Below are 18535 nucleotides of genomic sequence, written 5' to 3' on the forward strand. Positions count from 1 at the left end.
TTTACCGCTCGATCGCGTATCGGACGACAGCAGTGGCTATCACCGACAAGATCTACGTCAAGAACCACAGACAGCTCGCCTCGCAGCTGGAGACGAATCTGCCGAAGGGAGCGTTCGCGGGAGCGACGCTGGATCTGCTGTTCACCGGCGACGGGTTGGCCGACCTCGACGAGGCCACCCGGGAGCGGGTGCTCGACTTCGCCGAGGACTTCCTCGATTGCGACTGCGAGAACAACCCGTACTGCGGCTGCCCGGAACGGAAGTTCATCCGGTACCTGCTCGAACTGCGGGCCCAGGGGATGGGTCCCGACGAGATCGTCGACACGATGACCGCAGAGTACATGGTGTACGCGTATCCGGGCGACGTGTTGTCGTTTCTGGACAGCGCGGTCCGGCGGCTCGAGGCGGTCGAGTCGCTTTCGGCGGTCGAGGGAAACGACGAGATGGAACGGAAGGCTCGCGAGGCGCGGCAGGCACTCACCCGAGCCTGAACGACGGCTCGTCCGGTTCCCCGTCGAGGTCCTCCAGCTGGATGACGTCCTCCTCTTCGTCCTCGAGCTGTTCGCGGAGGTAGTTCACGTACCGTTTGTGCTCCTCGAGCTGCTCGCGGAGGTGTTCGGCCTCGAGTTCGAGGCGCTCGTGCTCCCGGATGAAGCTTTTCGGCACCTCGACTTTCGGCGGGAACGACTCCTCGCCGTCCATGTTCTCGAGCTCGTGTTCCGGGACCACTCGAACCTGGCCGCCGTGGGCAACGAGGGTGTCCACGTAGTCGCGGAACACCGCCGACAGAGAGATGTCGCGCTCCTCGGCGATCTCGCGGAGCGTCTCGAACGCGTCCTCGTTGACGCGAAACGAGATGGTCTTGTTCTTGTTGCCCATCGTATTACCCACTCTACGCCCCGATTACTTAACGGTTTGTCAGACGCTCGCCGTTTTTCGACCCGAATACCCTTTGCGACATGGTCTCATGCAGGACACATGACTGTCGCACTCGACGGCGACTCCCTCGAAGTTGCCGACGTCGTTGCGGTGGCCCGGCACGGGGAGCCAGTTTCGATCGCTCCCGCCGCCCGGGAGGCCGTCCGGGAGGCACGAACGCGGGTCGAGGACGTCGTTTCGGTCGGCGATCCTGTTTACGGGGTAAACACCGGCTTCGGCGAACTCGTGGACCAACGGATCCCACCGGAACGGCTCGAGGAACTCCAGTCGAACCTCCTGCGGAGCCACGCCGCCGGTACCGGACGCGAACTCGATCGCGAGGAAGTCCGGGCGATGCTTCTCACAAGGCTGAACGCGCTTCTTTCCGGTTACTCCGGGGTGCGGATCGACGTCGTCGACGCGCTCGCGGCCCTCCTGAACGAAGGCGTCCATCCGGTGGTCCCGTCGCGGGGGAGCCTCGGAGCGTCCGGCGACCTCGCACCGCTGGCCCATCTTGCGCTCGTACTCGTGGGAGAAGGTGAGGCCGACGTCGACATCGACGGCAGCGCTGACGGGACACGACGACTCCCCGGCGACGAGGCGCTTGCCACTGCGGGACTCGAGCCGCTCTCGTTGCGAGCGAAAGAGGGGTTGGCACTGATAAACGGGACACAGCTCACTCTCGGATTGGCGGCGCTTTTCGTCCACGACGCCGAGCGGCTCTGCCGGGCGGCCGACGCGGCGGGGGCGCTCACGACGGAGGTGACGATGGGAACGACCGCCTCCTGTGCGCCGGCGGTCCACGACGCCCGGCCTCACCCCGGTAGTGCCGAAAGCGCCCGCGTGGTCCGACAGCTCACTGTCGAATCGGAGGTGGTCGAATCCCACCGGAACTGCGACCGGGTGCAGGACGCCTACTCGATCCGGTGTCTCCCGCAGGTTCACGGCGCCGTTCGCGACGCCGTCTCCCACCTCCGGGACGCCGTCGAGGTCGAACTCGACAGCGCGACCGACAACCCGCTGGTGTTCCCCCGCGAGATGGTCGACGACCGGGCGTCCGGAACCGGGCGGGCCGCGGTGGTCTCCGCCGGCAATTTCCACGGGGAACCGCTGGCCTTGCCGCTGGACTACGCGGTCGGCGCGCTCACGGAACTCGCGTCGATCTCGGAACGCCGCGTCGACCGGCTTCTCAACCCGGCGCTCCAGGAGCCGTACCTCCCGCCGTTTCTCGCGCGCGAGCCGGGCGTCGAATCCGGGCTGATGATCGCACAGTACACCGCCGCGTCGCTCGTCAACGAGTGTCGAAACGTCGGCCGCGCCGCGACGGACAACGTCCCCGTCTCGGGCAACCAGGAGGATCACGTCTCCATGGGTGCGACCGCCGCACTCGGAGCCCGGCGGACCCTCGATCGCGCCCGGCGGGTCGTCGCCACCGAGCTCCTGTGTGGCGTCGAAGCGACCGAGTACCTCGACCCGGAGCTGTCGCTGGGGGATGGAACCGAATCCGTCCGACAGCTCGTTCGGGACGTCGTCCCGCCGCTTTCGGGCGACCGTCGGCTCGACGGCGACCTCGAGGCGGTCGCCTCGCTGATCGCGGAGGGGCTCTTGGACGAGGTCGTTCGCGAAACGGCTGTGGAGTCCGATTAGGTCCGTCCGTCAGGAGGCGCTATACCCCTGCGTCCGCCGTCGGCTCGGAGTCGAGTTCGTCCGACCCCTCGGTTTCCTCGAGGCTCTCGAGCGCCGCGATGGCGGCGTCCCTGTACTCCTCGACTGGGAGGTCGTACTCCTCGCGGGCCATCCGGGCGTATTCGTTGCCCTCATCGTCGAAGGCGGCGATGCGGTCGATCGTCCGTTCGGCGGTCTCGACGACCCACCGGTCGCGGGTCTCGGCGTCGACCTCGGTGATCGCCTCCGGGCGGACGGAGACGTTGACGGTGCCGTCGTCGGTTTCGAACGTGCGCGGTTTGCCGACCACCGAGACGTACGCCGGCGGCTCCAGATCCCGGAGGACGCTTGCCGCCTCCGGCTGGTACTGTCCGGCGTACACGAAGAACGTTCCCGTCGGGTCGACGATTCGACCGCGCCAGTACTCGTTGTCCTCGCCGACGTCCTCCTTCTCGGTGAGGGTGCCGACCAGGAACACCCGGTTCGCCTGCTCTCCTGTCGGGAGCAGCAGGTAGACGGGCGCGCGCTCGTCCTCGGATTCCTTGAACGTGTAACCGGCGTCGTTGAACTCGCCTGCGAAGACGCGCCGGGCGACCTCTCGCGTGGGTGTCGTTTGGCTTTGACTCATCGTGTTCACCTCAAAGCGATCGCGCCCTCACGAGCGCCTGTTCGGGGTCGACCGCCCCCGGCGATTCCTGTTCGTCGACGAGGAGATACCGGCCGAGCATCGGTCCGCTCACCCGGTAGTACTTTCCGAGCACTCGTCCGGCCATCTCGTCGGCGACCACGGTCGTGTCCAGCGCGTCCATCGCCATCTCCTTGGCCTCCTCGAGGGCGATCCCGGTGAGCTCCTCGGTGGCCTCCTTGTCGAAGATGACCTCCTGGGTCTCGACGCCGTCGTCGAGGACGCCCTTGATCCGGAGGTCGAACTCGCCTTCGACGTCGCCGTGCTCGGAACATCGGCCGTTCTGGAGCACGCGCGTACAGCCGTCCTCCGGGCATCGCTTTATCAGGCCCGAGCCGGACTGGATGTCCACGAGCGCGCCTTCGACGGTTTCTGCGTCGTCGCCGACCTCGATCTCCTCGTCGAGTTCGGTGATCTCGGTCGTGCGGTTGAGCTTCACCGAGTAGCGCCCCTGGTACTCGTCGGTGACGACGTTCGAGAGCGCGTACGTCTTCCCCTCCTCGAGGTGGTCGAGGTCGGAGGTTTCGAAGGCGACGAACTTGATCGTCCCCGACTCGTCGCCCAGGAGCCCGACCTGCGCGATCGAATCGCTTCTGGGCTCCCACAGGTCGACGACCTTCACTCGTAGGTCGACCCACTGTTCGTCCTCCTCGATGTCGCTTGTCTGCATCTGCTGGCTCCCGCCGCGACTGGTGACGTCGTCGCGTTCGAGCCCTGCTTCGTCGAGGTAACTGTTGTAGACGCTGCGCCGTGCTTCGTCGACCGGCACGCGGTATTCGCTCACGAGGTTGTCGAGCCGCTCTTCGACCTCGTCTACGTCCACGTCCAGGTGATCCGAGAACTGTTCGGCTATCTCCGCTGCGTGTTGCCGCAACTCTGTCATAGGGTATCCCGCCTCCACTTCGTTTTCAATGGGAGGCACACGGTGGTTGGTGCGTCATAGCTTAAAAGCCATCGCCAGCGGACCGGAAGTGAATCGGGCGGTCACACTGACCGTAGCGGACTTGATCCACTCGAACAGTTTCCAACATATAAAAGAAGATTTTTAATCTAAAAGATTTTGAAATAAACGCATGACGGACACCGACGACGGAGACGGATCGCTCGTGGCGCTCGTCGGGGCGACGGGTGGTGCAGGGACGACGCGGACGAGTGTCGAGCTGGCAACGACACTGGCACGGGGTGGTCGGTCGGCGGTCGTGGTCGACGCGGCGTTCGCCACCCAGGGGCTCTCGGAGTACGTCGCCGGACGGATCGCCCCCGACGTGACCGCCCTCGTCACCGACGAGACGAACGTGCCGGTTCGCTCGGCGACCGTCGAACTGGCCGACGCTCCCCTCGACGACGAGGCACAGCACTCGTTCGGCAGCGTCGAACTGCTCCCGGCCTACGCCCCGTTCGAACGGCTGGCGCGTGCGAAGACGCCCGCGGCCGCAGAGCGGTTCGAGGAGCTGCTCGCTGGCGCGGCTGACGCGTTCGATCACGCGATCGTCGACGTGCCGCCGGTGGCGTCGAACCAGGCGATTGCGGCGGTGTCGGCCGCAGACACGGTCGTCGCGGTGACGCCGGCCGACGACCACGGAACCGATTCCCTCGTCCGCCTTCGCGATCGGCTGGCGGATCTCGACGTTCCGGTCGACGCCGCCGTCGGCGTTGGCGGGGAGCTGCCGGTCGCGGGTTCGTCGACCGAGAGTTCGTCGACCGAGAGTTCGTCGACCGAGAGTTCGTCGACCGAGAGTTCGTCGACCGAGAGTTCGTCGTTCGTTAATTCTTCGACGATGAATCTGTCGCTTCCCGGGACCGATCCGTCTCCGCACGACGCCCCGTCCTGTCTCGAGGACGACCGCTACGGAGAGGCGCTCGTCGAACTCGCCGAATCGACGATCGGCGTTACCCTTTCGATCGCGTTCGAGCCCGAGAGCGTGCGCGACCGTGTGGCTGCCGCCGTCACGGATCGCGTGGGACCGAACGCGACGGACGGCTCCTGAACGAATCGTCACTACTTCGGTTCCGGAGTCCACCCAGAACGCTCACTCCAGGAGGTCGTGGAACGTGTTCCGGATCGTCACCGGCGTCACGTCGGCGACGTCGGCTGCCGCCCGCTGTGTGAGATCCGACGATCCGTGCACGTGTGCGGCGGTGTACAGACAGGCGGCGGCGACGCCGCTGGGATCGCGCCCGACGTCGACTCCGTTCTCGCGTGCGCGATCGGCCAGCTTCCGGGCTCGCCGTTCGATTTCGGGCCCGACGTCCAGCTGTGACGCGAACCGGGGGAGATACTCCGCCGGCGGAACCGGACCGACCGGAAGGCCGAGTTCGCGGTTCATCGCGTCGTAGGCCGCCTCGTGCTCGTTCGGTGTTGCTTTGGCGACGTCGACGACTTCCTCTACGGTCCTGGCGAGTCCGGCGACCCGACACGCCGCGTACAGACACGCCGAGGCGAACCCCTCGATCGACCGGCCACGGAGCAGCGACTCCCCTTGTGCGGAGTCGAAGAGGGTACACGCCTGATCGCGCACGTGCTCGGGCAACCCCAGCACGTCCGTCATTCGCCGGATCTCCGTGAAGCCGTACACCTGGTTCCGTTCCCGCTTCGATCGGATCTTGGTCCGGTCGTGCTGCCGGCGGAGACGGGCAAACTTGCGGCGCTTGCGTCCCTTGACCCGGGTGTGACCGATCTCGGTCGAGAGCCCCCGGTCGTGACGCGACCGGGTCAGCGGCGCGCCGGTGCGCTCGGGGTTCGTGTCATCGTCCGCGAACGAGCGCCACTCGGGGCCGCGATCGATGCGGTCGGCGTCGACGACCAGTCCACAGTTCGAACAGATCGTCTCGTCGCCGTCGGCGTGCAATTGACCGTCACATTCCGGGCAACCAGCGGCTCGTGCCTGGCTCATACGTGAAGGTTGGTCGCGATGGTTTACTTAAACGGGGGACGAACGGCGACGAGAACCCCGGAACTACCGCGTCGAACCTACCGGTTACCGGTGTGTTCGGAGGGCGAACCGGAGATCTTCGTGACGAATACGGATATTTAACTGGGATGAGCAGACAGTCGTTCACGTGACGCTGTCGGACATCGCATCGGGACTGGAGGTGACGACGAGCCAGCGCGAGGCGGAGAGTCATGGCGTCGCGACCGTCGACGGGACGGAAGCGACGTTGCGAGAGCGGATCGAACCGCACGCCGACGAGCTTCCCTGTACCGCAAGCGCCGCCGCCACAGTACTCGAGTCGTACGAATGCGGCACGAGCGTCGGGGAGAGCGCACGCGAGGCGGCGGTCGCGCCGATGACGGCCGCGAAGGCGCTCCACCGGTGTGGCGTCTCGGGGATCTGTCCGCTGGCGCCGACGAAACGCCGGATCGTCCGGGACTGGCTCGACGGCGAACTCTCCCGGAGCGAGGCACAGTCACTTTCCGGTGCCGACGAGGCCGAGTTCGCGCTGGCAACGTACGTCGAAACCCACGATCCGATTCCGGAGCTGGTGGACGCGGTCGCGACCGCCGGCCGCGGTCGAGATCCCGCGGTCGAAAAGCGGGACGCGCTCGCGGGGACGATGAGCGACGCGACGGAACTCCGATAGTGATCTTCCTTCGCTGACCCGTTTTCGATCCGGACGGTTTTCACCGACAGGAGTCTGCCGCTCTCGCGAGTTCTCGGATCCGTTCGGCGGCCGTACTTTTCGGCGCGGAGTCGGTGATCGGCGTCTCCGTACGGACCGACCGCCCCAGTCGCGGATCCGCTGGTACCGGCGTCACCGGCCCGCCCAGCGCCGACGCCATCGACTCCGTCGGCGGTGGATCCACGACACGGTTGCACGCCGCGCCGACCAGTCCGGCATCGAGCTCCCGTGCGAGCTCGCGGGTCCGAACGGCGTTCGCGAGCGCGAACGGCTGGGGTGAGACGACGAGCAGACACGCGTCCGCAAGCGCCAGTGGAACGCCCACGTCGGTGCGCAGTCCCGCCGGACAGTCGACCACGAGCGTCCCCCGTTCTCGTTCGAGCGTTTCGAGCACGTCCCGCAGTCGGCTCAGATCCGACGCCCGCGCACCGGAAAGCGATCGGCCACAGGGGACGAGCGTGACCGGTCCCTCGTGGACACACTCGGTCGGTGCCGCGCGCCCGGCGAGCGCGTCGTGGAGGTCCGGTCCCCGGCCCGCCGGGAGGTCGGCCATCCCGAGATCCGCATCGACGGCGACGGCGTCGAGCGCGGCAGCGAGGTTGTACGCGACCGTCGTCTTGCCGACGCCGCCCTTCCCGCCAGCGACCGCGAGGATCACGCGAACCGCTCCAGTGTGTCGACCGGAAGTTCGACAGATCGTGCCCGGTCGGCTCGCGACTGTGCCCGGGCTGCGTCCTCCAGGGCCTGCTCTGCGGCTCGACGCAGCCGATCTGCTCTCGAACGGAGCCGCGATGCGTACCCCTCGAGGATCTCGGCGTCCTCCTCCAGTGCCCTGTCGAGCACTCTCGCGATTTCGATTCCTGTATGGCCGACGGGAGCCGTTTCGTCCCCGACGAGAGCTGTCTCTGCGAGTTCCTCCAGTACGTCTGCTGCCCCTTCGACGCCCGTCGTTTCCAGCCGTTCTCCGAGCTCGATCCGTCGGACCGCCCGATCGATGTCGTCGCTATGCTCCGGTGGGTCGTTCCGGCTCTCCGCGACCGATTCGCCTGCTCCAGTCGTCTCCGGTTCGGTGACGGCCATTCGGGGCGGCCGAAACGTTCCGAGAGAGCGTCTCGCGCGGGATTCCGTGTCGTCCTCCGGAGCTGGCCCTCGGCCGGTGGACTCGATTTCGACGGCAGGATCCTCCGGCGGCGAGGAACAGGCGTATCCGATCCCGATCGTCTTTCCGGCGGGAACCGTGATCGTGACTCCCGTTTCGTCCCAGCCACGCTTCGGAACGCCGTTTTTCCGTGGCGGCAACACGGTACCGCCGAGCCGGTTTTCCAGTCTGGCGTGCCGTATCACGGGTGCGGGGTTGTGCACGCTCGCCGTTACGAACGTCACCCCGTCCCGTCGTTCGACGTCGTGCTCCAGGTTCACGCCGACGAGTGCTTCCTCTTCCGGTTTGAATCATTCCTCGCAGAGCCAGACGTCGACCTCCAGGATGTGGGCCGCCCGCCCGGCGTCGCCGATGGCGGTCTCGCTGGCGTCGACCACGATCGGCACCTCGAGGTCCGCGAGCGCGACGGCGGCCAGCTGTGATGCCGTTCCCCCGAACTCCGATCCGATCGTCCCGTTCGAATCTCCGTCGACGAGCGATCCAGCGCGCTTCCGGGCTGCATGGAACTCCTCGGACAGCGCGTCTGCGAGGGTCGCTCTCGCCTCCCGTCGCCGGTTCTCGAGGCGGTCCTGCAGCTTCAATCGCCGATTCCGAACGCTCCGCGCCTTTCGAGCATCCCGCTTTGCCGCCTCGAGCGCCTGCTCGGCCGCGATCCGCTCGGTCGACGCCTCCGACAGCTCTGCGACCGCCGCTTCGAGCGCCTCGGTTGTTTCCTCGGTCGACTCGCCGAGCTCCCGCTCCGTTCGTAGCCGGCCGCGAAGCGCCGCGATCCGCTCTCGCAGCTCCGCCTCGTTCCTCGAGACCTCGACGATCTTCCGTTTCGCCGCTTCGAGCTCCCGTTCGGGATCCGGCAGCTCGATCGAGGAAAGCTCCGCTTCGAGATCTCGTATCACGTCGTCGTGTGTGGTCGTCAGTCCACGTGTCCGTGCTGCGGCGGCCACCAGCCGCCGGACGGTCGTCTCGGGTTTTCCGGCCGGGCCGAGCACGTCGTATGCCTCCGGGTCGCCCGGACGCTGTTTGCCTCCCTCCGAAGTTATTCGAGCGGTGGCGACCAGCTCGTCGATCCTCTTCCCGTCCCGGATCGCGGCGTGAGCGGCAGCCGGTGACACGCCGAGGTCGCGTAGATCCCGCCCACACGTTCCGGCGGACCATCCACGTCCCCTGCTCAAAGCTCTCGCCCCCGGAGTTCGTCCGGATCCGGAAGTTCGGTACCGGCGGCGAACTTGGCGTACGGCGTGTTCTGTTCCCTCCGTTCCTCGTAGGCTCTCGCCGCCGTTCGAATCCGCTCGGAAACGTCTGCGAACTCGTTGAACGGCTCGGTTCGCTCGATCTGGACGTCCTCACCGTGCTTGTACCGCATCCGTAGCGCCAGGAACCCCGCAAACGCAGTCTCTACGAACAGGACCGCCCGTCCGAACCGCTGGACGACGACGTCCGCGTGTGACCGACAAACGTTTCGCAACGTCGTCCGCGCCTCCTGCGAATACGTCGCCACGAACAACATATATTCGAAGAATTCCGACACTCAAATATATCTTTCGAGAATAGATACAACAATAATATCTGTGGAATATATTACACTCGTTCGAGGTCGATTTCGTCGTGGTCACAGTCGAGGTCGCGGAGGGTACCGATCCGTTCGGCCGCTGCCGGGGCGGAGGGGGCCACGACCACGGCACCGGCGGCGGCGTCGGGGGCGGTCGCCCGGAACAGCGTCTCCTCACCCTCGAAGTCGGTCGCGTACGTCCGGAGGACGCCGACCACGCGCTCCTCGGTCGTCGCGAGGTCCGCCTCGCCCGCCTCGAACGCGCGCAGCGCTTCCTCTACGTTCCTGAGCGCGGAGATCCGATCCATCCTCACGTGGTCCGGAGGTGGTTCTGCCGCGGTTCGTACACCTCGCCTTTCGCGCGGAGCTTCTCGATTTCGTCTTCAGCCTTGGTGGGATCCATCCCCACCTCGTCGGCCCGCTCGAGAACTTCGTCGACCGGCGCGCCCTCCTCGAACTCGTCTTCGAGCTCCTCGATGAGTCCCTTCAGGCTCTTGATCCGGTCGCGCTGGCTCTTCGAGGTGCCGGTCTCGATCACGTCGGCGTCGAACTGGCCGGTTTCGGGGTCGACGCCGATGTCCTGGAGACTCGACTCGACGATGTCGATCACCCGCTCGGCGTCCTCGCGGTCGACGGTGTCGGACAGCCGGACGCGGGCGCTCGCCTCCGAGAGCCGCACCAGCGCCTCCAGCTTCCGGGCGGTCACGGGGACTGGGGCGTCCTCGTCGGCGCCCTGGGCACGCAGGTCGACGTAGAAGTCTCGGATCGCTTCCCGCGCCTCGTCGGTCATCGTCGGGAAGCAGTTGCGCTTCGCGTAGGCGATGTACTTTCGCAACAGCTCCTGGTCGAGCACCGGCTCCACCTCCTGGGTGGCCTGCTGGACCTCCGATTCGGTGAACTCCGAGGTGGCGAGCCGCTCGCGCTGGGTGTTCATCTCCCCGGCGTAGTTCGTCGTCAGGATGTGATCGGCCAGCCGGGCGTCGTGGTCGGGATCCGGCTGGTCGGTGACGGTGAAGATGAGGTCGAACCGCGAGATCAGCGCCGGCTCCAGGTCGATCTGCTCGCCCAGTGGTTCGTACTGGTCGAACCGGCCGTACTTGGGGTTCGCGGCGCCCAGCAGCGAACAGCGGGACTTGAGGGTGGCATTTATTCCGGCCTTTGAAATGCTGATAGAATTGTGGAGCACGACGCCCTTGCTGACGAACGTGTTCGTCGGTTCTACGGTGACGTCGTACACCCAGTCGCAGGCGTTTTCGCCCTCGTTCGGGATCCGTTCGACGTTCCTGATTCGGTAATACCGCAGGTCGCCGTTTCCGTCGGAGCGGTCAGAGCGTTCGGGCTCCCCGGTAGCGATCTTATTCGGCGTGTCCTCCACGACGGCGTCGACGAACCGACCGACGGAGTCGCCCATGACGTACACCTTCCAGGAATCTTCGGCGGTGTCGTGGTGGGTCCGCGACGCGACGCCGATCTTCGAGAGCGCGTCCGCGTAGTCTTCGGCGAGCCCGGGGGACGCCGTCGAGAATGACATCGCTTCGCTCTCGACGCCGCCGTCCCCGGCGAACGCGCCCACGAGGAACCGTCGGATTTCCTCCTGTGAGGCCGCGAGCACCTTCGCCGGGATTCGCTTGTCCCTGGCCGTGTTCAAAAGCTCCGGAAAGTTCGACTCGAACCATCGGTAGAGCTTCGTCGAAATCAACGCCATCGTAATCGTACCGGCCGCATTCGCATGATCCGCGGTCGACATACCGAAGAGGTCGTCGACGAGTTTCCCGACTCGATCGAGCAGTCGCTGGTCCTGGTTCGAGAACCCGATTTCGTGGGTGCGACCCACGTACGAGTGTCCCTCCGCGACGAGGAATCCAAGGAACTCCGCGAGTTTCGGGCTCATCTCGTCAGGCAACGTCACGTCCGTTTCCTTTCCGACGTGAGGCGCCTCCGCCAGTTCGACCGCCGCGGCCGAATTCGGCAACTGTCGCGGTGCCGGAACGAACTCGTCGACGTCGACGTCGCGTGCGGGGACGGTTTTCGTCTCCCCGTCCCTCGAAACGAACATGGGGTGCTCGGGGGTCACGGTGACGCTGCGGCCGTTGGAGAACGTCACCCGGACGAACTCCTCGGGGGCTTCGTGGCGGCTGACTCGATCGACGGGGACCTTTCGCGTCTCGTTCGTTTCGAGATCCGTCGAGTGGACCGAGACGTCGTCGACGGGAAGGATCTCGCAGTCTACGCCGTCTGTGACCTCGTCGTTTCGCTCCGAGAAGAGCCGGTCGACGAACGGACCGATCTCCACGCGCCTGCCGTCCGCGAGCAGTACCTCCGTTTCCGGGTGGTATGACTGCTGTTCCAGCGCTTCGTGCATCGCAGACCGGTCCTCCGATCGCATCTTGTCCAATTCGTCGACTGCCGCGATCCCCTTGTCCGCGAGCACGAGCGCGCCGGCCTCCAGCGTCCACTGCTGGCCGTCGCCGAAGTCGTCGCGTACAGCTGCAGCCGTAAGCCCTGCCGAACTGCTTCCCTTCCCCGAGGTGTACACCGATCTCGGGGCGATGTTTTGGATGTAGGAGAGCAATTGGGAGTTGTGTGAGACGATCCCGTTCGAGAGGTAGTTGTGAGTCCCCTTGACCTCAAGATCGTAGACCCATTCATATGATGGGTCGATCTCTTCGATTCGTTCTATTTTATCCCACTGAACCTGATTCTCGACGAGATTTGTAAGGGACTGGATACGCTCGCCGATTCCTCGTCCACCGTCTGTGAGAGATCGACTTTGAACTGGTTCTCTTTCGTCAAACGTGTTTTTGAACTGCGAAACGACGGTTCGAAGGCTGGTTCTACTTGGATTTCGGTCTCCCCGTTCGTAGTGCTGGTACGTTGTACGGGGTATGCCACACTCCCTCTGCGTTAACTCAAGACTTTCCCGCAGGTCACGCAATACATCTCCCATGCTAGGAACGACATCGGTGTTGGTATTGCTCCGTACCTCTTTAAATCGGGACGCTGTTTTTGATTTCCGTTCCGAGATGAATCCGATTTCATTAATATATCTCGCAGCATCGTTTCCGGATATTCTGAGACGATAGCTTCCATTGTCTCTTTCGCGTAATTGGCTGTATATACCGAAAAATAGCAACAAGTGTTGGACATCTTCGAGCAGCTCTTTGCTCATTGAGGCAACAGTAATTTCACGTTGCGTCGTCGAAACGTGACTCTCGCCCTCGATATACGCCTTTAAGAATTCCCGTTTCGTTCGTCGATTTGCTAACTGGATTGCAGCCGGCACTCGCTGGGCAGCAGAGCCTTCGAGTAGTCTTTGATCTATGTTTTCGAGTAGACTGGCTAATTGTCCAGACGATGCAATAACTTCACGCGCAGATTTGCCTCTGTGAGGATCTCGTTCAAAGTAATTGACGTTGATTCTGTCTAACGCATCTTTCACATCTGAGAGTATCTCCTCATCGTTATTACAAATCGAAATAAACCCGGTGTTATCGTCCCTCCGTTCAACGTACCCTTCGGCAATGATATATCCGAGTAATCGTGCGAGGGATGGGGTCCATTCCTCGGGAAGTTCGAGCGGTTGTGAATTGGCCGACCGCGAACGTCTATACTCTCCAGGGAACGTGTCGTCTCCTTTCGTATCTAGGGTCCTTGGCGTTGCTATAAACGTTCCCTCGGTGAGATCATCTGCAACAACCGGCGACGGTTCTCCGCCCGATTGGACATACAACGGATGCGACGGTGTGGCCTCGATTTCCTTTCCCGATGCTGTCCGAATACGGATCATTCGTTCTGGTGCCTCACGTTTCCATACTCTCGTGGCATATCCAGCATTGAATGTCCCGTCACGATTCATCGAGGGAAGACATATATCGACCTCGTCGTACACTCCGTCGTCGACCGGCTTTGGGTCGTCGAGGGTATCCTCGACCAGTTCGCGTATTGGCACCCGACGGCCGTCCGCCAGCGTCACCATCGTATCCCCGGCGACGCATTTCCCCGTGCCAGGATCTCCGATCAACAGCATGTGCAGGTCTCCCCGGATCCGGGAGCCGTCCGGGAGGTGTTTGGTGACGCCGGAGAACAGCTGGAGGATCATCGCGAGTTTCTCCTGTTCGTAGCCGTAGATCGACGGCGCCACCGAATCGACCATCTGCTGATAGATGTCGTCCTCGCTCGAGCGTTCGATGATGTCCTGGACGTCGTCCTGGGTGATGTCCATGTCCTCGAACTCCTCGTCCTCGATCGAGATGGAGACGCCGTCCATGTACAGGTCGAAGACGGGAGTCTTCTCGTTGCCGTCGGTCATCTGCTCGATGTGTAACACGCCGGCGACGGTGACGTGGTCGCCGGGCGTCACCTTGCCAGTAATGTCGTCTTCGACGTCGACGTCGATCGCCTGGGGTGTCTGTCCCCCGCGCAGCCCCTCGGGCGACTCCTGAACCCGAAGCTTCTGGGAGTCGATGAACTCCGATTGATCGTGGTTGACGCGGAACGGACCCTGTCGCTCACAGCCCTGACACTCGTGGGGCTCCTGAAAGCCCGAATCCGACTGGGGGATGTAGGTCATCGTCCCGCAGCGCTGGCACTCGAAGGCGGCTTCGGTGATCTTCGGGCGGACGTCGGTCGCCTTCCGGACGATCCCCTGGACGGCGATCATCCGGCCGATGTGGTCGTCCTGGACACGGATCCCGCGAATGTCGATCGTTTTCGATCGCGGGAGGTTCTCGACCCGAACGTGAGCCTGTCCGAGACTCACGTCCGCCGGAAGGTCGTACAGCCGCAGCGCCTCCTCGGCGTACTCGCGGAACTGTTCCGGCTTTGCCAGGTAGTCCTCCGCGAGGTCGGGATCGAACGTGTACAGGTCGTCGTAGTCGACGTACAGCGACCGCTGTTCGTTGGGGTATCGCTGGGCGAGCTGCCCGATCTGCTCGCGGTAGTAGTTGCGGTAAAACTGGATGAATCGCTCGGTGAGGTCGTCCGTTCCAGCCGTGGCCATCGCGCCGGGATACGTCGGCATCACGTATGAACCTCATGCTCGCGGGGCGGAACTGAACAGTTGCAAACCACATGACAACTTCCTGCCGTCGGTCGGGATGTCGAAGGCGCAATTGTTTCGGTGGTCTCTACAGAATATGACCGTATGCAGGTGCTGGGTGACGCTGGCTATCCTGGCGGGGGGATGGATGCGACAGTGACTGATCCCGGGGTTGGATCTGGATTCCCACAGTTCGCCCCACCGGTACCAATACCGGCACAGACGCCGACGCCGTCCGGGGAGTTCGAACTCCTCGCCGGACTCCCCACGTGGGCCCAGGTGCTCGTGATCCTCGCGGGCGCGGTCATCGCGGCGAAACTCATCGAACTCGCGGGGAAGTGGCTCGTCCGGTCGATCGGGGACGGTGGATCACTCAGAACCGTCTTCTTCGAGGAGATCACCCTCCCGCTGTACGTGTCTGTGTTCCTGTGGGGCGTCCTCGAGAGCCTCGCGCTCGTCGAACTGGAACTGGCGGTCGGCGGAGTTCGGAACGTGATTCTGACAGTGATCCTCGTGATGTGGACCCGGGCGGGGATCCGGATCGGAAACCGATCGCTGAGCCAGTTGAAGGATCGCGACAAGAGCTACGAGTTCGCGCCGATGCTGAAAAACATCTGGTCGGTCGCGGTCGTGTCGATCGCGTTCGTCTCGCTGTTGTCGATCTGGCAGATCGACGTCACGCCGCTTCTTGCCTCAGCGGGGGTGCTCGGGATCGTCATCGGCTTTGCCGCCAGGGACGCTGTCGCGAACTTCATCGGAGGGATCGCGCTGTACTTCGACGACACCTACAAACTGGGTGATTTCATCGTGCTCGAATCCGGTGAGAGGGGCACCGTCGTCGACATCGGGCTCAGATCGACGACCCTCCTCACCCGGGATCGGGTGATGGTGACGGTTCCGAACTCCGTGCTCAACTCCTCGCAGGTCGTAAACGAGTCGGCGCCACAGCGGTACAAGCGCGTTCGGGTTCCCGTACAGGTCGCGTACGGCTCCGACATCGACACGGTGGAGTCGATACTCGACAGTGTCGCCGAGGACCTCGACCTCGTAATCGATACCCCCTCCCACGAGGTCAGGTTTCTGGAATTCGGCGACAGCGGTCTCGAATACGAATTACGCGGGTTCATCCCACATCCTGCGCGTGAACCCCGGGCGGTTCACCGGATAAACCAGGAGATCTACCGACGATTCGGCGAGAACGACGTCGAAATTCCGTACCCACAGCGCGACGTCCATTTCCCCGAAGGCTCTCACGAGGTCCCTGAAGAGGCTGTGAACCAATCGATCGACTGAGCCGCGTCGCCGCTTCCGGACGGTACGTCCCGGTTTCGCAAACACCTTATACGCCGATTTGCATGATGTACACGACGAATATGGCGAGACCCGAAGTTCTCGAACGAGTGAAAGCCGCCGAGCGCGAGGCCGACCAGATCGTCGAGGAGGCCAGCGCCGAAGCCGACAAGATCATCGAGGAGGCCCGAAGCGAGGCCGACCGAATCCGGAGTGAGGCACAACAGGAGGCCGAGGAGGCGGCCCAGACGCGACTCGAGGAGGCCCGCGAGGAGATCGAAACCGAACGGGAAGAGATCCTCGAGTCGGGCGGGGAAGATCGGGCCGAACTCGAAGAGCGAGCACGCGACCGGTTCGACGAGGTTGTCGACCTCGCGCTGGAACGGTTCGAGGAGGCGGTATATGCTCAGACCTGAGCGGATGAGCAAGGTCTCGGTGACGGGATCCAAGCGGGTACTGGACGACGTCATCGAGGCCGTACACGACCTCAACCTGCTCCACATCAGCGAGTACGACGGCTCCTGGGAGGGGTTCTCCCCAGGCAATCCGATCGACGGGGCCGAGGAGACGTCCGAAAAGCTGGTGACCGTTCGCGCTCTCGAGAGCGTTCTCGATCTCGATCCCGAGGACGCCGGCGTGCGAAAAGCCCTCTCGGACGACGACATCGAGGCGGAACTCGAGGAGGTCCGCGAGCGGGTAAACGAACTCGACGACAGGCGGGAGGAACTGAAAGACGAGCTCCGGGAGATCGACGAGGAGATCGACGCGATGGAGCCGTTCGCCGACCTGGGTATCGAACTGGACCTGCTGTCGGGCTACGACACCCTCGCGGTGGCGGTCGGGCTCGGCAAACCCAAGGACGTCGAGGAAGCGCTCTCGGGGGCGGAGTCGATCGGTCCGTTCGAGCTGTTTTCCGGCGACCGGACGGTCGCCGTGTTCGCCCGGTCGGAGACGGACTCGGAGGACCCGATCGCGGACGCGCTCGTCGGCATCGACTTCCAGCCGATCGACGTCCCGGCAGCCGAGGGGAGTCCCGAGGATTACGTCCGTGAGCTCCGCTCGCGACGGCGCCAGCTCGACTCGAAGCTCGACAACGTCGAAAGCGAACTCGAGGTCGTAAAGCGGGAAGCGGCAGACTTCCTGCTCGCAGCCGAAGAGGAACTCTCGATCGACGCACAGAAGCGCGACGCACCGCTTTCGTTTGCGACGACCGCCAACGCGTTCGTCGCCGAGGGATGGATCCCGACCGAGCGCTACGAGGAGTTCGAGGGGGCCATCCGCGATGCGGTCGGCGACCACGCGGAAGTCGAGGAGATCGAGCGGGCGGCGTTTACTCCCGACGGCGATCACCACAACGAAGCAGTCGGCGAGGCTGCGGCCGACGGTGGCTACGAGACGAGCAGCGAGAAACCGCCGGTCGTTCAGGACAACCCGACGATCGCCTCGCCGTTCGAGACCCTCGTCAATGCGGTTTCCCGGCCGAAGTACTCGGAGTTCGATCCGACGTTGCTGGTGTTTCTCACGTTCCCGCTGATGTTCGGGTTCATGATCTCGGACATCGGCTACGGAATCCTCTACGTCGCGATGGGCTACTACTTCTGGAAGACGTACGACACGGCCGGGATGAAAAACGTCGGCGCTGTCGCGATGTGGGCCGGCGCCTTCACGATCTTCTTCGGGTTCCCCTTCGGCGGGGACGTCTTCGGTCACCACCTCCTGGACACGGAGATGGCGAAAGGCGTCGCTCCAGGCTACACGAGCTGGGCCCAGGCCTGGCTGGTCGTGACAGTGCTGTTCGGGGTGCTCCACCTCAACATCGGCTACGTGCTGTCGTTCGTGAGTACGATCCAGCACCACGACCTCAAACATGCCATGTACGAGGCCGGCTCGTGGCTGCTCCTGCTGAACGGCCTGTGGGTGTGGGTGTTCAGTTCCCACTACTACGAGGCCAAACCGGAGATCCTGTTTGCGGCGTTCGAGACGACGCTCGGGATACAGACGCAGGGGCTCCCCGAGATCGTCGGCCTCCTCGGCCTCGTTGCCGTGGTCGTCGGCGCAGTACTGCTCGCCGTCGGCGAGCCTCAGGAACTGCCCGAGGTGCTGTCGCCGCTCGTGAACGCGGTCTCCTACACGCGGATGACTGCTGTGCTCCTCGCGAAAGGTGGGATGGCGGTCGCCGCGAACCTGCTCGCGTTCGGCGCCTACATCGAGGACGGCAGCTTCGTCTTCATGTTCACTCCCTCGAACCTCGCTGAGGCGCAGGCAGCCGGCCAGGACATCGTCTTCGCAGGGCTGACGACGCAGGGTGCCGTCGGCATCGTCGGTGGCATCCTGGTGGCGATCCTGGGTCACATCGTCGTGTTGATGCTCGGAATCACTGCCGCCGGCATTCAGGGGATCCGTCTCGAATACGTCGAGTTCTTCAACAAGTTCTACGAGGGCGGCGGCCGGAAGTACGACCCGTTCGGCTACGTCCGCCGGTTCACGAGAGGCTGACTGCCGTTCGTCGGCTCTTTCCCTCGACTGTTTCCAGTTCGTCGGCTCTTTCCCTCGACTGTTTCGACAGCCGATTCCCTGGCGACCACGTTCGCTTCGGTCGATTTCTCCCTTTTC

At 64.0% G+C, this 18535-nt stretch carries 17 protein-coding genes; 7 read left to right on the top strand and 10 right to left on the bottom strand.

The window, feature by feature from the left end:
- The first annotated feature begins 32 nt into the window (after positions 1-32).
- On the top strand, positions 33-491 hold the full coding sequence (locus AArcCO_RS00780; RefSeq protein ID WP_259534461.1) for a DUF5814 domain-containing protein: 459 nt from the start codon (positions 33-35) through the stop codon (positions 489-491).
- Here the strand turns inward: AArcCO_RS00780 and AArcCO_RS00785 are convergent.
- On the bottom strand, positions 478-879 hold the full coding sequence (locus AArcCO_RS00785) for a DUF8146 domain-containing protein (RefSeq protein WP_259534462.1): 402 nt from the start codon (positions 877-879) through the stop codon (positions 478-480). The two genes, AArcCO_RS00780 and AArcCO_RS00785, sit on opposite strands and share 14 nt — an antisense overlap.
- Positions 880-978: 99 nt before the next feature.
- Between AArcCO_RS00785 and hutH the strand changes: the two genes are divergently transcribed.
- Positions 979-2565 (top strand): histidine ammonia-lyase, encoded by a 1587-nt coding sequence (gene hutH, locus AArcCO_RS00790; protein WP_259534463.1) that lies wholly within the window; start codon positions 979-981, stop codon positions 2563-2565.
- 19 nt (positions 2566-2584) lie between these two features.
- On the opposite strand, the gene AArcCO_RS00795 is transcribed toward hutH, so the two are convergent.
- Positions 2585-3211, bottom strand: a complete 627-nt coding sequence (locus AArcCO_RS00795; RefSeq protein ID WP_259534464.1) for an RPA family protein — start codon at positions 3209-3211, stop codon at positions 2585-2587.
- Positions 3212-3221: 10 nt separating this feature from the next.
- Positions 3222-4151 (bottom strand): replication factor A, encoded by a 930-nt coding sequence (locus AArcCO_RS00800; RefSeq protein WP_259534465.1) that lies wholly within the window; start codon positions 4149-4151, stop codon positions 3222-3224.
- A gap of 190 nt (positions 4152-4341) precedes the next feature.
- On the opposite strand from AArcCO_RS00800, the gene AArcCO_RS00805 reads away from it, so the two are divergent.
- Positions 4342-5256, top strand: a complete 915-nt coding sequence (locus AArcCO_RS00805; RefSeq protein WP_259534466.1) for a ParA family protein — start codon at positions 4342-4344, stop codon at positions 5254-5256.
- 42 nt (positions 5257-5298) lie between these two features.
- Here AArcCO_RS00805 and AArcCO_RS00810 read toward each other — a convergent pair whose 3' ends face one another.
- Positions 5299-6162, bottom strand: coding sequence for a transcription initiation factor IIB (locus AArcCO_RS00810; RefSeq protein ID WP_259534467.1), 864 nt, complete (start codon positions 6160-6162; stop codon positions 5299-5301).
- 166 nt (positions 6163-6328) lie between these two features.
- Between AArcCO_RS00810 and AArcCO_RS00815 the strand changes: the two genes are divergently transcribed.
- A complete protein-coding gene (locus AArcCO_RS00815; protein ID WP_259534468.1) occupies positions 6329-6850 on the top strand; it encodes a DUF7858 family protein in 522 nt (173 codons plus the stop codon).
- Between the two features lie 40 nt (positions 6851-6890).
- On the opposite strand, the gene AArcCO_RS00820 is transcribed toward AArcCO_RS00815, so the two are convergent.
- From AArcCO_RS00820 to AArcCO_RS00845, 6 genes are all read right to left on the bottom strand, one after another.
- A complete protein-coding gene (locus AArcCO_RS00820) occupies positions 6891-7547 on the bottom strand; it encodes a MinD/ParA family ATP-binding protein (RefSeq protein ID WP_259534469.1) in 657 nt (218 codons plus the stop codon).
- Entirely contained in the window at positions 7544-8308 is a 765-nt protein-coding gene (locus AArcCO_RS00825) for a DUF7857 domain-containing protein (RefSeq protein ID WP_259534470.1), read from the bottom strand. Before AArcCO_RS00825 ends, AArcCO_RS00820 begins: the two co-directional genes overlap by 4 nt.
- A 30-nt stretch (positions 8309-8338) precedes the next feature.
- A complete protein-coding gene (locus AArcCO_RS00830) occupies positions 8339-9217 on the bottom strand; it encodes a DUF7856 family protein (RefSeq protein ID WP_259534471.1) in 879 nt (292 codons plus the stop codon).
- The gene (locus tag AArcCO_RS00835; RefSeq protein ID WP_259534472.1) at positions 9214-9552 is read right to left on the bottom strand and encodes a DUF7855 family protein; all 339 of its coding nucleotides are present in this window, start codon (positions 9550-9552) and stop codon (positions 9214-9216) included. Before AArcCO_RS00835 ends, AArcCO_RS00830 begins: the two co-directional genes overlap by 4 nt.
- Before the next feature lie 71 nt (positions 9553-9623).
- Complete coding sequence (locus AArcCO_RS00840) at positions 9624-9902, bottom strand: DUF7854 family protein (protein ID WP_259534473.1); 279 nt, start codon at positions 9900-9902, stop codon at positions 9624-9626.
- A 2-nt stretch (positions 9903-9904) separates the two neighbouring features.
- Positions 9905-14593, bottom strand: coding sequence for an LAGLIDADG family homing endonuclease (locus tag AArcCO_RS00845; RefSeq protein ID WP_259536483.1), 4689 nt, complete (start codon positions 14591-14593; stop codon positions 9905-9907).
- A 144-nt stretch (positions 14594-14737) separates the two neighbouring features.
- Between AArcCO_RS00845 and AArcCO_RS00850 the strand changes: the two genes are divergently transcribed.
- The 3 genes from AArcCO_RS00850 (at position 14738) to AArcCO_RS00860 (ending at position 18418) form a co-directional block, all read left to right on the top strand.
- Positions 14738-15925: a mechanosensitive ion channel family protein gene (locus tag AArcCO_RS00850; RefSeq protein ID WP_259534474.1), complete on the top strand. Its 1188-nt coding sequence runs from the start codon at positions 14738-14740 to the stop codon at positions 15923-15925.
- A gap of 80 nt (positions 15926-16005) precedes the next feature.
- Complete coding sequence (gene ahaH, locus AArcCO_RS00855; RefSeq protein WP_259534475.1) at positions 16006-16338, top strand: ATP synthase archaeal subunit H; 333 nt, start codon at positions 16006-16008, stop codon at positions 16336-16338.
- Positions 16325-18418: a V-type ATP synthase subunit I gene (locus AArcCO_RS00860; RefSeq protein WP_259534476.1), complete on the top strand. Its 2094-nt coding sequence runs from the start codon at positions 16325-16327 to the stop codon at positions 18416-18418. The genes ahaH and AArcCO_RS00860 overlap by 14 nt, the downstream gene beginning before the upstream one ends.
- The last annotated feature ends 117 nt before the right edge of the window (positions 18419-18535 follow it).

Source organism: Halalkaliarchaeum sp. AArc-CO (assembly GCF_024972735.1).
Lineage (GTDB): Archaea > Halobacteriota > Halobacteria > Halobacteriales > Haloferacaceae > Halalkaliarchaeum.